The sequence below is a fragment of the Criibacterium bergeronii genome (assembly GCF_001693775.2).
Lineage (GTDB): Bacteria > Bacillota > Clostridia > Peptostreptococcales > Filifactoraceae > Peptoanaerobacter > Peptoanaerobacter bergeronii.
On the sequence record NZ_MBEW02000032.1, the window covers coordinates 1 to 13,442 of the forward strand.

At 31.7% G+C, this 13,442-nt stretch carries 19 protein-coding genes; 15 read left to right on the top strand and 4 right to left on the bottom strand.

Features of this window, described 5'->3' with window-relative positions; all coding sequences use genetic code 11:
* The 4 genes from BBG48_RS09620 to BBG48_RS09635 all read right to left on the bottom strand — a co-directional run.
* Window positions 1-544, bottom strand: a 544-nt coding sequence (locus BBG48_RS09620; protein WP_243446780.1) for a pyruvate kinase, incomplete at its 3' end; no start/stop codon positions are given.
* A gap of 43 nt (window positions 545-587) precedes the next feature.
* Window positions 588-1,547, bottom strand: coding sequence for a 6-phosphofructokinase (gene pfkA, locus BBG48_RS09625; RefSeq protein ID WP_068912076.1), 960 nt, complete (start codon window positions 1,545-1,547; stop codon window positions 588-590).
* Window positions 1,548-1,724: 177 nt separating this feature from the next.
* A complete protein-coding gene (locus BBG48_RS09630; protein WP_068912075.1) occupies window positions 1,725-1,904 on the bottom strand; it encodes a hypothetical protein in 180 nt (59 codons plus the stop codon).
* On the bottom strand, window positions 1,901-3,412 hold the full coding sequence (locus tag BBG48_RS09635) for a Y-family DNA polymerase (protein WP_068912073.1): 1,512 nt from the start codon (window positions 3,410-3,412) through the stop codon (window positions 1,901-1,903). Before BBG48_RS09635 ends, BBG48_RS09630 begins: the two co-directional genes overlap by 4 nt.
* A 215-nt stretch (window positions 3,413-3,627) precedes the next feature.
* On the opposite strand from BBG48_RS09635, the gene efp reads away from it, so the two are divergent.
* From efp to BBG48_RS11180, 15 genes are all read left to right on the top strand, one after another.
* Window positions 3,628-4,185, top strand: a complete 558-nt coding sequence (gene efp / locus BBG48_RS09640; protein ID WP_068912071.1) for an elongation factor P — start codon at window positions 3,628-3,630, stop codon at window positions 4,183-4,185.
* Window positions 4,186-4,330: 145 nt separating this feature from the next.
* The gene (locus tag BBG48_RS09645; protein WP_068912069.1) at window positions 4,331-4,537 is read left to right on the top strand and encodes an RNA-binding S4 domain-containing protein; all 207 of its coding nucleotides are present in this window, start codon (window positions 4,331-4,333) and stop codon (window positions 4,535-4,537) included.
* Between the two features lie 67 nt (window positions 4,538-4,604).
* Window positions 4,605-5,681 (top strand): DNA replication/repair protein RecF, encoded by a 1,077-nt coding sequence (gene recF, locus BBG48_RS09650; protein ID WP_068912068.1) that lies wholly within the window; start codon window positions 4,605-4,607, stop codon window positions 5,679-5,681.
* 109 nt (window positions 5,682-5,790) lie between these two features.
* Window positions 5,791-5,973: a hypothetical protein gene (locus BBG48_RS10915; protein ID WP_147292847.1), complete on the top strand. Its 183-nt coding sequence runs from the start codon at window positions 5,791-5,793 to the stop codon at window positions 5,971-5,973.
* A 275-nt stretch (window positions 5,974-6,248) separates the two neighbouring features.
* Window positions 6,249-6,578, top strand: coding sequence for a transposase (locus BBG48_RS09655; protein WP_158527927.1), 330 nt, complete (start codon window positions 6,249-6,251; stop codon window positions 6,576-6,578).
* 239 nt (window positions 6,579-6,817) lie between these two features.
* Window positions 6,818-7,855 (top strand): type II secretion system F family protein, encoded by a 1,038-nt coding sequence (locus BBG48_RS09660; RefSeq protein ID WP_068912064.1) that lies wholly within the window; start codon window positions 6,818-6,820, stop codon window positions 7,853-7,855.
* Between the two features lie 56 nt (window positions 7,856-7,911).
* Complete coding sequence (locus BBG48_RS09665) at window positions 7,912-8,226, top strand: hypothetical protein (protein WP_068912062.1); 315 nt, start codon at window positions 7,912-7,914, stop codon at window positions 8,224-8,226.
* 9 nt (window positions 8,227-8,235) lie between these two features.
* Window positions 8,236-8,724, top strand: a complete 489-nt coding sequence (locus BBG48_RS09670; protein ID WP_068912061.1) for a DUF4860 domain-containing protein — start codon at window positions 8,236-8,238, stop codon at window positions 8,722-8,724.
* A gap of 11 nt (window positions 8,725-8,735) precedes the next feature.
* On the top strand, window positions 8,736-9,197 hold the full coding sequence (locus tag BBG48_RS09675; RefSeq protein ID WP_068912059.1) for a type II secretion system protein: 462 nt from the start codon (window positions 8,736-8,738) through the stop codon (window positions 9,195-9,197).
* Between the two features lie 3 nt (window positions 9,198-9,200).
* Window positions 9,201-9,728, top strand: a complete 528-nt coding sequence (locus tag BBG48_RS09680) for a hypothetical protein (RefSeq protein ID WP_068912057.1) — start codon at window positions 9,201-9,203, stop codon at window positions 9,726-9,728.
* The gene (locus tag BBG48_RS09685) at window positions 9,725-10,789 is read left to right on the top strand and encodes a type IV pilus twitching motility protein PilT (protein ID WP_068912056.1); all 1,065 of its coding nucleotides are present in this window, start codon (window positions 9,725-9,727) and stop codon (window positions 10,787-10,789) included. Before BBG48_RS09680 ends, BBG48_RS09685 begins: the two co-directional genes overlap by 4 nt.
* 138 nt (window positions 10,790-10,927) lie before the next feature.
* On the top strand, window positions 10,928-11,695 hold the full coding sequence (locus BBG48_RS09690) for a transglutaminase-like domain-containing protein (protein ID WP_068912054.1): 768 nt from the start codon (window positions 10,928-10,930) through the stop codon (window positions 11,693-11,695).
* Between the two features lie 133 nt (window positions 11,696-11,828).
* Window positions 11,829-12,662, top strand: coding sequence for an NAD(P)H-hydrate dehydratase (locus tag BBG48_RS09695; protein ID WP_068912052.1), 834 nt, complete (start codon window positions 11,829-11,831; stop codon window positions 12,660-12,662).
* A gap of 247 nt (window positions 12,663-12,909) precedes the next feature.
* Window positions 12,910-13,182: a hypothetical protein gene (locus tag BBG48_RS09700; RefSeq protein ID WP_068912051.1), complete on the top strand. Its 273-nt coding sequence runs from the start codon at window positions 12,910-12,912 to the stop codon at window positions 13,180-13,182.
* A gap of 22 nt (window positions 13,183-13,204) precedes the next feature.
* Window positions 13,205-13,442 (top strand): hypothetical protein (locus BBG48_RS11180; RefSeq protein WP_206749612.1); only part of this gene is annotated, 238 nt, incomplete at its 3' end.

A 13,442-nucleotide genomic window follows, 5' to 3' on the forward strand; every position in this document is an offset into this window, starting at 1 on the left:
ATATTATATCGTCTGCATCTTTTTGTGTAATAGCCGGTAGCTGAATTTTAACATTTGGTACGTTTACACCTTTTTTATTTTTTACTATACCTGTGTTATTAACTTTACAATATATGTTTTTGTCGTCCTTTGACTCTACTGTAAGTCCTACAAGTCCATCATCTATAAGGATTTTATCTCCAGCTACTACGTCTTCTACTAAGCCTTTATAAGAAACTGTGCACATATTTGCATCACCAAGCACATCATCCATTGTGATTACAAATTTTTGTCCTTCATTTAATACTACTTCCGACTCTTTAAAATCACCTGTTCTTATTTCAGGTCCTTTTGTATCTAACAATATTGCAAGGGGTCTATCCAATTCTTCTCTTACTTCTTTTATTGTATCTATTCTTTTTTTATGCTCTTCATGGCTACCATGGGAAAAGTTAAGTCTGCAAACATTCATCCCCTCTTTTGCAAGCATTGTAAGCATTTCTTTGCTTTCAGAGGCTGGACCGATGGTACAAACTATTTTTGTTCTTTTAAAATTTGATAACATATTTTCTCCTTTTTTTGTAACATAATCCAAAACGTTATTTTAATTATCTAGCTAGAATATTGATTAGATTATACATATTCATATCAAACTTTCTTTCCATTTTTAATGCCTCATGTATATCCATATCAATAATTTCATTTGACCTAATGCCGACTACTCTAGAGGATTTACCTTCTATTAAGCACTGTACTGCCTTTTGTCCCAGCTTACTTGCTAATACTCTATCGTTTGATGTAGGATTGCCACCTCTTTGTATATGCCCAAGTATTGTAGTTCTAGCCTCAAGTCCTGTTTTTTCTTGTAGTTTCTTGCATATTTCTTCTGCAGAGCCTACGCCTTCAGCTACTAATATGATACTTTGGTTTTTACCTCTATTCATTGAGGATGACACATTTTCGCTTAATTTATCCATATCAAATTCTACTTCAGGCACTATGACAGCCTCAGCGCCTCCGCCTAAGCCTGCATATAATGCTATGTCTCCGCAATTTCTGCCCATAACTTGTACTACACTAACTCTTTCGTGTGATGAAGTGGTATCTCTAAGCTTTGTCACTGCATCAAGCACTGTGTTTACCGATGTGTCAAAGCCTATTGTGTAATCTGTGTATGACAGGTCGTTGTCTATAGTTCCCGGTACACCTATTACCGGAAATCCCATTTCACTAAGTGCCATCGCTCCTCTGAACGTACCGTCTCCACCTATTGCTACTAATCCATCTATTTTAAATATATTTAATATGTTTAATGCCTTTTCTCTGCCTATTTCTTCTTGAAATTCAAGACACCTTGCAGAGCGAAGTATTGTGCCTCCTCTATGGATTATGTCTCCTACAGAAGGTATCGTCATTTCCTTCAAGTCGCCTTCGATTAGTCCTTTATATCCTCTTTTTACACCAAATACCTGTAAGCCGTTGTATATAGAATACCTAACGACTGCCCTTATAGCTGCATTCATTCCTGGGGCATCCCCTCCACTTGTAAGTACCGCTATTCTTTTCATACTTATTCTCCTTGAAATATATCATCTTATACTGAACCATTATACTATAAAATGAAATGCTATTATACAAAAAATTTTAAAACTTGGCAATAAGTCACAAAAATATGTAATTTTTTTTACAAATTTTGCAAAAATATTTTTAGCTTTCATCAAATTTTAAATTATGCTCAAATCATATTATGTTGTATAAATTTTTGTTTTTTCTTGTGTTGATATATTTTCTCCGCCTTTTAGTGCCTTAAATGGTGCAAATTGTGCAACTTTTTTTATGCTATAGTCTATGTTATCTTTTGCCTTAAATGGATATTCCAAATTTATTATGTCATCGTATTTGTTTGTATTTCCTATCACTTTCATGCGTTGTGCCCTCCTATAAGTTTGTTTCTTTCTATTCCGGTTGCCTCTTTGTATAATGATAATCCTTTAAATACTGCATTTTTCCCGTGTTTATTTCTTATTTCCAGCATGGTTTTTTGTAACTTATCGTCACGCTCTCTTATTTTTTCCTCTTGAGTTTTTATTTTTCTTTCTTGTATAAAGCTGTCAAAAGTCATTTGAGTGACTGCGTTTTGTTCCAAAATCTCCTGTTTGCATATACGGTCAAAACTTATCCCTATTTTTCTTATACTAAGTCGCTCATCCACGCCTTCATCATAGAGTTTTAGTATATTTTCCAAAATAACTGAAATGGAGTCGGTTCTTTTATCCATTGTGTGGATTTTACTAAAGGACTTTGGCACAAGTCTCCCATATCTGTCTATTTTTAGCTCTCCTTTGTAATTTTTCATGACTTCTTCGTCTGACATATTTGACTTGTCAAAGCTTACATTGATTGCAACTGTATTTGTGGTAAGCTTTTTTGATAATAACTCCATACAAAGTAAATCAACCATTTCTTTTAATATAATTCTTGCCTCAGATTTTTTATATGCTCTTGATAAAACCTGAGAATTGCTTATAGACTCCGATTTTTTTGTATAAGTTTTTATTTCCTCTATGGTGCAGCTTTCATAACCCCAAGCGTGGTCTATCAAAAGTTTTGCATTTACACCAAAAAGCTTATAGAGTAAGTCTTTATTATAATAATCGCTTTTACTGCCCATAGAGCATTTTGCTATGTCTCCCATAGTGTAGATGTGATACTTTGCCAATTTTTCACTATACCCTCTGCCTATGCTCCAAAAATCTGTAAGTGGCTCATAAGTCCATAATTTTTTTCTGTAACTAATCTCATCCAATCCTGCAAAAATTATGCCGTCCTTATTTGGCTTTTTGTGCTTGGCTACTATATCCATAGCTATTTTTGCAAGATAAATATTTGTGCCAACCCCTGCCGTTGCCGTTATGCCCGTTTGTTTCAAAACATCTTTTAATATAGGTAGAGTAAACTTATATGCGTCTAAGGGAGACTTTATGTACCAAGTTATATCCATAAAAACCTCATCTACTGAATAGACGTGTATATCCATTGGACTTACATATTTTTCATATATCTTATTAATTTTTTTTGAAAGTTCCCTATATAGAGCCATCCTTGGTGGAGCAACTAAATAGGTAATCCCTATATCAGTATTTTCATTTATCACTTTATCAGAGTAAGACTCCGAAGAAAATTTCTCTAAACTGAATTCCTTTAGCCTAATTTCATTTAAACCTTTTACCTTTTGTATGACCTCATATAATCTTGGTCTGCCACTTACCCCTCTTTTTTTCAGTGGAGGTGACACAGCAAGGCATATAGTTTTTTCAGTCCTTGACATGTCTGCTACAACAAGATTTGTATCCATAGGGTCAAGACCTCTTTTTACACACTCTGCCGAAGCGTAAAAGGATTTTAAATCTATTGCTAAATATGTCCTTTGCATTTTACCTCCTAAAAAAATTAATATAAGTTTAACTTCTTTTGAATTATAATACACTCTTTTCAAAAAATCAAGATGTTAAACTTCTATTTTTTGTAAAATTGTTCAACCTCAACTACATAATTTTAATTTTGGACTTTAAAAAATATATTTACAAATAAGCAAATACCCCTTATAATATTTACATTCTATACCAAATTAATTGAAGGAGATTTATAATGATAACTGCAAGTGAATTCAGAAAAGGTGTTACCTTTGTAATGGAAGGTCAACCATATGTAGTAATAGACTTCCAACACGTAAAACCCGGTAAAGGTGCAGCCTTTGTAAGAACAAAATACAAAAACCTAATAACTGGTGGAACAAGAGAAGAGGCATTTAACCCTAACGATAAATTCCCAAATGCTGAAATCATGACTAAAGAAATGGAATACTTGTATAGCGATGGAGAATTATACTACTTCATGGATGGCGAAACATACGAACAAGTACCTCTAAACTATGAACAAGTTGAAGACGCTATAAAATTTATGAAAGAAAACGAAAAAGCTCTAATCAGATTTTATAACGGCAGTGCATTCTCAGTAGAAGCTCCAAACTTCGTAGAACTAGTAGTAACAGAGACAGAGCCCGGAGTAAAAGGTGACACAGCAACAAACGTAACTAAAGCTGCAACAGTAGAAACCGGTGCAGTAGTACAAGTGCCACTATTTATCGAAGAAGGCGAAAAAATAAAAATCGACACTAGAACCGGCGAATACCTATCTAGAGTATAATAATAAAAATTATATCGGTGGCGAAAGTCACCGTTTTTTTTATAAAATTCTTGATAATCTAGTAGTTTTAAAATTTTTCAATATGTAGTAAAATATGTATATCAAATATTAAAGTCTACAAAATAAATTTTTATAAAGGCAAAAAATGAAAACAATAACCATAAATACAGAATATATCAAACTAGACCAACTCCTAAAATTAGCAAATATAGTCAGCGGAGGAGGAGAGGCTCACGCATTAATCACAGACGGACAAGTCAAGCTAAACTCAAATGTAGAACTGCAAAAAAGGAAAAAAATAGTAAAAGGCGACGTAGTGACAGTCGGCAAAGAAGAAATAAAAATTGTTTAAAATTTTTATAAAATACACTAAAATAGTAAGTTAAAATTCCATATTAATGACAAATAACGGTGGTGTAATGATAATTGAAAACTTGGCTGTAAAAGATTTCCGAAACTATGAATATTTAGAGCTGGAATTTGGCAAAAATGTAAATATAATCTACGGTCAAAACGGACAAGGCAAGACAAACATAGTAGAGGCAATACATTTTTTATCATTTTCTAAATCCTTTCGCACAAAAATGGATAATGACGTAATAAAATTTGGCAAAGACACAGCCTACATACGAGGCACTGCAAACGAAAATACTCCAAAAACCATAGACATAAGACTATCCAACGGCAAAAAAAAAGCAATAAACGTAAACTCCGTACCAATCCTAAAAATATCAGACCTAATGGGCGTGCTAAATACCGTAGTATTTGTGCCGGAAGATATAAAAATAGTCTCCGACTCACCAACATACAGACGAAACTTTATGGATAAAGAAATATCCCAGCTAAAACCAGTTTATTACAATCTGTTGCTAGACTATACAAAAATATTAAAAAATAAAAATATATTATTAAAAAGTGAAACCGCCGACCAATATCTGCTGGATATATATGATGAACAACTATCAGGATTAATGGAGAAAATAATAAACTATAGAGAAAAATTTATAGCAGATTTATCCAAAATCGCAGCCAACATCCACCTTAGCGTATCTTCAAATAAAGAACACCTAACCCTAAATTACAAGCCTGACTTGCCAAGCAAAAATAAATCAGATATCATAGCTCACCTAAAAGCCTCAAGAAAACACGACTTGTTTTCAGGCACATCCAGAAGTGGCATCCACAAAGACGATATAGAAATAAAAATAGGCGACATAGACCTAAGAAAATATGGCTCACAAGGACAAAAAAAGACAGCAGTTGTCGCCATAAAATTATCAGAAATAAATATAATAGAAAATCAGACAAATTCAAAACCGGTAGTAATACTAGACGACATCTTCAGCGAGCTTGACTCACTCAGAAAAAATGCTATAATCAATTACCTGCAAGACACCCAAACCTTCATCACCACAGCAAATACAATAGACGATATAGATGGATTTAAAGACATAAAGTATTTTTATGTACAAGACGCAAAAGTAAAACAAAATTAATAGTAGACTATATGAGCAGAGAAACACAAAGAATGTTTAAGGAATTAAACAAATTCTTATCAGAGCAAAACCCAAAAATGCAATAGCATTTAAATTAATCATAAATAAAATGAACGGTTATGAAGAAGATATATTGCCAAAAATAACCATGTATAGCCGAGGCTCAATGGAAGAAATTCTAATGGCTTATGAAAATAACATAAAATTATACTCAGATATTCCTGATTTTTTCCCATGGGCATTAAGACATCTCACAAAATCAAAACGTGTAAGTAAATCAAAAATTACTTAATATATGTTTTGATGAAAATTTTATATATTTGTAAATTTCACAATACCTTTCTAAGGCATTCATTCATATATATATTTAAAAAATAAGCTGAAATCCAACTAATTAGATTTCAGCTTATTTTTTATAGTTTATTTATAATAGTTATTCAAGAAAAATTTTCATAGTGTAAAATATTATGTGTAAACTAAAAATTTGCTCCTTAGTATAGAAAAAGAGGACCATATCTTGTAAAATTAAGTTACCAAACAAAAATTTTCAAGAAGATGGAGGTTCTCATGACTAATTTTAACACAGAATTAATAACTGCGCTATCACAAGCAATAAATATTGATGAAATTTTTCGTAAACAGCTTGAAGATTCTATGAATATGCTTTTAGAAACACAAACAACTGCTTTTCTTGGTTACGAACCTTATGATGTTTCAGCCTACAATAACGCTAATTCTAGAAATGGTTACTATCACAGGACTTTTAAAATCGAGTTTGGCGAACTTATCCTTAAAATTCCAAGGGATAGACAAGGTACATTTTCTCAAAAGACCATTTATTTTTACAAGAAATTTAAAAGAGTTTACACAAAAAACTTGACACTCCCAATGCAATAAAAAATATAAAATTATACCGATAAAATTATCTAAACTGTTACTTTTCAAAGGTTTATTAAATAGCTTTACAATATTATCTATAATTTTACACTTTAAATTTATTTACTTTACATACAAAAAATTTTAAACTTTAATACCAAATTTCTCTGTATATATGGTATTATATAGAGGAGCTAATTTTAAAAATAAAATAAATATTTTATATAATAATTTCAAATAGTTTTAAAGGATGGTTAAACATGAACTCTAAATTGACAAACAGCGAATTGTCATTGTTTTGTTATCAGCTGTCATTAATATTCAAGTCCGGAATACCTTTGATGGAGGCAATGGATTTATTTACTGAAGAAATGACCACTCCGGTTTTAAAAGATATTTCCGTACAAATGGATAAAGATATAAAAGATGGTAAATCGTTGTATGATGCTCTAAAAGACCACAAGGAGTTTCCTCTATATATGCTAGGCATGGTTGAAATCGCTCAAAATACCGGTAATCTTGAGGAAGAGCTGTCTAGGCTTTCAGATTATTATCAGGAGCAAGAGGAGTTAAATCAAAAGATTTCAAATGCTGTAACTTATCCAATAGTTTTAGTAATATTAATGACACTTGTAATCTTGTATCTAATAATACAAGTTGTGCCAATGTTTCACAACATTTTGACCAGCATAGGTACAGACATCCCTGCCGGTACTCAGGCACTACTTAACTTTGGATTATTTTTAAGAAATAACGGCTTGGTAATAATTGGACTGATTGCACTAATAATTGCCGGTACTTTTTGGTACAAGTCCACAAAAAATGGCTCTCTTGCCTTTGACAAAATGAAATACACTATGCCGGTCATTGGTGAAATGAACCAAAAAATACTTGCAGAAAAATTTTCTCTAGGTATGTCCATGCTTATGTCAGGTGGCTACAGCTTTGATGATGCACTTAATATGTATATTAATTGTGTCGACTCCCCTTTTGTAAAAGACAGATTAAGTATAGCTAGGACTGCAATCACAAATGGTTCAAATGTTTCTGAAGAAATTGCAAATTTAAATATTTTTCCTAAGCTATTTTCTAAAATGCTTTCAATAGGCTACAAAACAGGAGAGCTTGAAAGCTCCTTCAAAAAAATATCTCAGGTTTACAAGACTCAGGTTGAAAAAGTTATGAATAAGGTTACATCATCAATAGAGCCTGCTCTTGTAATCGCTCTTTCCATAATAATCGGTGTCATATTAATTTCAGTAATGTCACCTCTTATTACTATAATTTCAACAATCTAATCAATTTATGTTAATTTCTTATAAATGACGCAAATTTTCAAAGGAGAAGTTAATACATGGATGGTAAGAGCAAAAAAAATAAGCTAGTCTATTTTATAATTATCGCTGCAATTTTAATATTAGTCTTACTTTTTAGAGGATTAGACAACATGATTAATAATAAAGAAACCCAAAATCTTGTTGCGGCGGAAAATGCAGTGAAAAAATCTGCAATACTTTGCTATGCAATTGAGGGTGCATATCCATCAGATATAGACTACCTTAAAAAAAATTATGGACTAATAGTCAACGACAAAGAGTATTTTTATCATTATGAACCATTTGGTACAAACATTATGCCTGAAATTAGAGTAATTAAAAAATGGAATTAGGTGATATACATGAAAAATAGTGGAAAAGTGAAAATAGAATTTTTTCTTGTAATGATACTCTTAATTCTATTTGGAGTGTCTACCTTCTCTTTGGTAGCCGGTGCATCCAAAGCATATTCAAGAAAAAGTGCCGAAAATCAGGCAAAAGACTCTATACGACTTGCATCAGCCTATGTGCAATCAAGGATAGGTCAGGCAAATGACAGAAAAAAGGTTGATGTAGTTCCAAATCCAGTTACTAATGAAAATTCTATAAGGATTGAAGAAGATTATAATGGCGAAGTTTTCTACACTTGGGTATATTTTGACCAAGGCAGCTTAAAAGAGGCATTCATAGGCAAGGATGTAGCACTAGAAGATAGCTACGCCTTTGAGATTGCAAATTTGGATAGTTTTGAAATTACAAAAAGTGGCAAATTGATAATAGTAGATTTATCCGCAAAATCTCAGGATAAGACATACACAAATAATATTATAATTGACTCACTTAAAAACTGATGGAGGGAAAAATGCTTTTTAAAAATAAAGGATTTACCCTTGTAGAGATGATAATTTCTGTGGGTATACTTGCAGTAGTTAGCACATTTGTTTTAAAAGTATATTTAGCATCAAATCAGCTTAGCCAAAGAGCATATCAGCTTGATAAAAGTGTTCAAATTTCTAGAAACCTAGTAGAGCTTACTACAGCCGGAGAAAAAATAAACAGCCAAAGCAAATTTGAGCTACTGAAAAATATGCAAAAGACTGATAATGGATATTACCTATACTTTGACAAGGATTTTAATATAGAAAAAGAAAATCCAACTTATCTTTTAGAAATGAAAGTTACAGATAAAGACGGATTAGATAATATCAATATAAAAGTGTATAAAATTGGTGTGCTTAATTGCGAAGAAACACTAAACAATCCCGAAAAAAGAAACGGTGAACAAATATATGAATTAAATGCCCTTAAAAGAAGGGGTGTGTAAGATATGAAAATATATATAACAAAAAGAAAAAATAAGGGAAGTTCAACCGTAATAGTCATATTAATTTCACTCACTTTGATAATATTTGGCGTGCTTAATTTTATGATGACTTACTCCTCTTATAGAATTTCTCAAAAAAACGCTGATGCTACCAGTGAATATTATACTTTAGACTCAGAGGCTCAGATATTTTTGAGCAAATTGGACAAAAGTATAAAGTCCAATTCTAATGAAGAAATTTTAAATCTATCAGCGGTTGCAAAAGATTTAACCAAAGATTATAAAAACGACCTAGTGATTAATGGTAAAGAAAATTCTGACTTCAACAGTTTAAATATACTTAATGCAATAAAAATAGAAAAATATATCCAAGACAAAAACGGGGTAAACTCTTTTTATATAGATTTAAATTTGATGCAGCATAGCATATCAAATGGAAAATATTACGAAATAACTTCATATAAAAGACTGCCTACAAGCATGGAATATAAGCAGCTTGAGTTTGCCCAAGGAGAGGAAAAAGCTAAATGATAACCCTTGATGAGCTATTAGAACTATCTGTTAAAAAAAACGCATCTGATATTTTTATAAGTGTAGGAATAAAACCCTCACTTAAAATCAACGGAGAAATTTATTCAATTTATGACGAAATAATTAAACCAATTGACTCAGAAACTTTAGTAAGAGAGATGTATAAACTCAATCCGGAAAAATTTCTTAAATTTAAAGAAAATGGTGAGGATGACTTTTCCATATCTAGAGCCGGAGTAGGAAGGTTCAGAGTATCTACTTATATACAAAGAGGCTCTGTAGCTGCAGTTTTAAGAGTATTGCCATTTGGCGATTTAGATTTTGAACAGTACAATATTCCTGCAAGTATTGTAGATATAAGCACATATAATAAAGGTCTAGTAATTGTTACAGGTGCAACCGGTACAGGTAAATCAACCACCTTGGCAACAATAATAAATATGATAAATAAGACTAGGTCTTGCCATATTCTAACCTTGGAAGACCCTATTGAATACCTTTTTAAGCATGACAAAGCAATAGTAGACCAAAGAGAAATAGGTATTGATACAAAAAGTTATGTTTCGGCACTAAGAAGTGCACTGCGTCAAGCTCCGGACGTAATATTTCTTGGTGAAATGAGGGATTTTGAAACAATGTCTGTAGCAATGACAGCCGCAGAAACCGGTCACTTAGTCCTATCTACATTACATACAACCAGTGCATCTAAGACTGTAGATAGAATAATAGACGTATTCCCTCCTGAACAGCAGCAACAGGTAAGAATACAGCTATCAACAGTTTTAAGAGCTGTAATCTCACAACAACTGTTGCCTACTGTAGACCAAAAAAGGATAGCCGCTTTTGAGGTCATGTATGTAAATACAGCAATTAAAAATCTAATCAGAGATTCAAAAATCCCACAAATTGATGCAATGATACAAACAGGTGCTTCTGAGGGCATGATTAGCATGGATAAATACATCTCTAATTTATATAATTATGGAACAATCACTAGAGAAACTGCAATCAAATATGCGTCAAATGCTGAAACTATATCAAAATATTTTAAAAATAACTAAACTTATAGGTATATTTAATGATACAAATAATATAGAATAATTTTTTAAATTATTAGTGACATAATAAATACTTTGTGATACAATATATGTAATAGGTCTTTGTCCCTGTTTTAAAGTTTAAGATTGGAGCTGAAAAAAATGAAAGGCAAATTAGTTTTGCTAATGACAGTTTTGTCAATTGTGTTCTTAGGTAGCATCGATTTTTCGGACGCTGCAACTATAGATTCATCAAAGGCATCAAATGGAGTTGTGACTATTTCTCATAGTGCACCTGGTAAGAAATTAAAAATTATAATCGAAAAAGCCGGTAAAAAATACACCTATGACCTTAAAAATGATGGTACTGCAGAAAGTTACCCCTTACAAATGGGCTCAGGCAGCTACAAAATAATGGTGCTTGAAAATGTTTCAGGAACTAAATATTCCCCAATAACAACTGAAACAGTAAATGCTAACATAGCTAATGGAAATTCTGTATACCTTAACTCTATACAAAATGTAAACTGGAGCTCAAGTCCAAACGCTGTAAACAAAGCAAAAACACTTGGTGGAGCAAATGGTATATATGACTATGTAGTAAAAAATGTATCCTATGACTTCAAAAAAGCAGCTACAGTACAGGCAGGATATAATCCAAGTATTGATAGTACCTTTTCATCTAAAACCGGTATCTGTTATGACTACTCCGCATTAAATGGCGGTATGTCAAGGAGCTTAAATGTACCAACAAAACTAGTCAAAGGCTATGCCAAAGGCGTAGATGGTTACCACGCATGGAATGAAATGTTCATAGATGGTAAATGGGTTGTAGTTGATACAACTTATGACTCAGGTATGTTGAGTGGAAAAGGTAAGTATACTATGGTTAAAAATCCATCTGATTACCAAAAAGTTTACGAATACTAAAAATATAAATATGAAATCAAAACTCTTAGACCATTATTCAACTTGGTTTAAGAGTTTTTTAGTATAAAAATAAAATTTTTGATATAATACTTGTGTATTTAATTTTATTCAAAAATACAAATTTGAGGTGAATATGATTACTATAACTGATGAAATGGTGAAAAAGGCTCTGCCTCATAGAGATAATACCTTTGATAAAAGAAAAAATGGAAAAGTATTAGTAATAGCAGGCTCTGATAGATATCCTACCACCGGACTGATTGTAGGTAATGCTGCCATGAGAGCAGGTGCAGGACTAGTAACTATAGCTACTTCAACTTATGCTAGACAAATAATTTCTTCTAATCTAATGGAAGTAATGAGCATTAGCTATGAAGATAATAAAGAGCTGACAAGACAAATTGAAATAGCTGATACTGTTGCAATTGGTTCAGGAATAGACAGAACTGAATTTTCTAAAGAATTATTAGAAAAAGCTTTAAATTATGATAAAAAATTAGTAATAGATGCAGATGGGATTTTTCTTTTAAAAAATTTTCTATGTAAAATTAAAACCAAGGATATAGTAATTACTCCTCACGAAGGTGAATTTTCTAATCTAATTGATTTATCTGTATCTGTAATTAGTGAAAATAGGCAAATATTGGCAGAAGATTTTGCCAAAAAATATAAAATAAAACTTTTATTAAAGGGCAAAAATACCATAATAACTGATGGAAATAACACTTTTCTACTTGATAAAGGTAGCTACAAAATGGCAACCGGTGGTATGGGTGACTGCCTGACCGGAATAATAGCCGCTATGTCAGCTAGTGGCATTAGTTTACTTGATGCAGCAATATCAGGTGCATATATCCATTCACTGACGGCAGATGTGCTTTCAAAAAATATGTATACAGTCCTTGCCAGTGACATCATAAATAACCTCCCATATGTAATAAATGATATACAAAATGGAGTAATCTAAAGTAGAGTTTGTTTATTATAAATTGTTTAAAAAAAATATATAGTGGTATAAACTGTATTGTAAAACGTTTTACTGCTAATTACTTATTACTTTATTTAATAAATGAGACTGTGTCATGAAAAGATTATCAAAGATTGCATTATGCTCTATATTATCTATTATTTTAAGTACGTAAGGTTCTTTTGCTTTAGTTGTCAATGTAAATAATAAAGCTGAACTACATAATAAAAATATGATTTTAAGAGATTTGCCTGATGATAGCAGATTTGTTTATAATTGCTCATTTTCTCATGATGAAGTTCAACAATTGATAAAAGAAAAAGAGTATAATAGAGATATGTTAAAGTTATTAAAAATGTTGTTGATCAGTAACGGAATGTCTGCCGGTCCAGCCGGTATTTTAGCAGGAGCTATGATAGCCGCTGATATATATAATTTAAAAGCGGCTGATAAAGGTAATGGAGTCGATATTTATACCTTAAATAATCAACCGGCAATAGTATATTATCAATCCAGATAGTTTCATAATCGGAGATGTAACTGTGAAAAAAAATTTTTTTGAATATAAGACTATTATAAAAACTGTTGCTAAATATATTATTTTACTATTATTAGCTTTGGCTGCAGTTAATTTAACATTATATTGCTTTCCAAATATAAGTAAAGATGCTATGATGTTGATATTTGGAGCGCCTTTTTCATTATTAGTCGTATCAAAAGAAATTGGTCAGAAATATTATACGCTTGTATCTTTCTTTTTCTTGTGCACCTGTATAATAA

Coding starts and splice junctions, on each gene's coding strand:
- BBG48_RS09665 (WP_068912062.1), top strand. CDS start 7,912: ATGGATGGTAAGAGCAAAAAAAATAAGCTAGTCTATTTTATAATTATC.
- BBG48_RS09635 (WP_068912073.1), bottom strand. CDS start 3,412: ATGCAAAGGACATATTTAGCAATAGATTTAAAATCCTTTTACGCTTCG.
- BBG48_RS09645 (WP_068912069.1), top strand. CDS start 4,331: ATGAAAACAATAACCATAAATACAGAATATATCAAACTAGACCAACTC.
- BBG48_RS09690 (WP_068912054.1), top strand. CDS start 10,928: ATGAAAGGCAAATTAGTTTTGCTAATGACAGTTTTGTCAATTGTGTTC.
- BBG48_RS09680 (WP_068912057.1), top strand. CDS start 9,201: ATGAAAATATATATAACAAAAAGAAAAAATAAGGGAAGTTCAACCGTA.
- recF (WP_068912068.1), top strand. CDS start 4,605: ATGATAATTGAAAACTTGGCTGTAAAAGATTTCCGAAACTATGAATAT.
- BBG48_RS09695 (WP_068912052.1), top strand. CDS start 11,829: ATGATTACTATAACTGATGAAATGGTGAAAAAGGCTCTGCCTCATAGA.
- BBG48_RS09685 (WP_068912056.1), top strand. CDS start 9,725: ATGATAACCCTTGATGAGCTATTAGAACTATCTGTTAAAAAAAACGCA.
- BBG48_RS09660 (WP_068912064.1), top strand. CDS start 6,818: ATGAACTCTAAATTGACAAACAGCGAATTGTCATTGTTTTGTTATCAG.
- pfkA (WP_068912076.1), bottom strand. CDS start 1,547: ATGAAAAGAATAGCGGTACTTACAAGTGGAGGGGATGCCCCAGGAATG.
- BBG48_RS09675 (WP_068912059.1), top strand. CDS start 8,736: ATGCTTTTTAAAAATAAAGGATTTACCCTTGTAGAGATGATAATTTCT.
- BBG48_RS10915 (WP_147292847.1), top strand. CDS start 5,791: ATGAACGGTTATGAAGAAGATATATTGCCAAAAATAACCATGTATAGC.
- BBG48_RS09630 (WP_068912075.1), bottom strand. CDS start 1,904: ATGAAAGTGATAGGAAATACAAACAAATACGATGACATAATAAATTTG.
- BBG48_RS09670 (WP_068912061.1), top strand. CDS start 8,236: ATGAAAAATAGTGGAAAAGTGAAAATAGAATTTTTTCTTGTAATGATA.
- BBG48_RS09655 (WP_158527927.1), top strand. CDS start 6,249: ATGACTAATTTTAACACAGAATTAATAACTGCGCTATCACAAGCAATA.
- efp (WP_068912071.1), top strand. CDS start 3,628: ATGATAACTGCAAGTGAATTCAGAAAAGGTGTTACCTTTGTAATGGAA.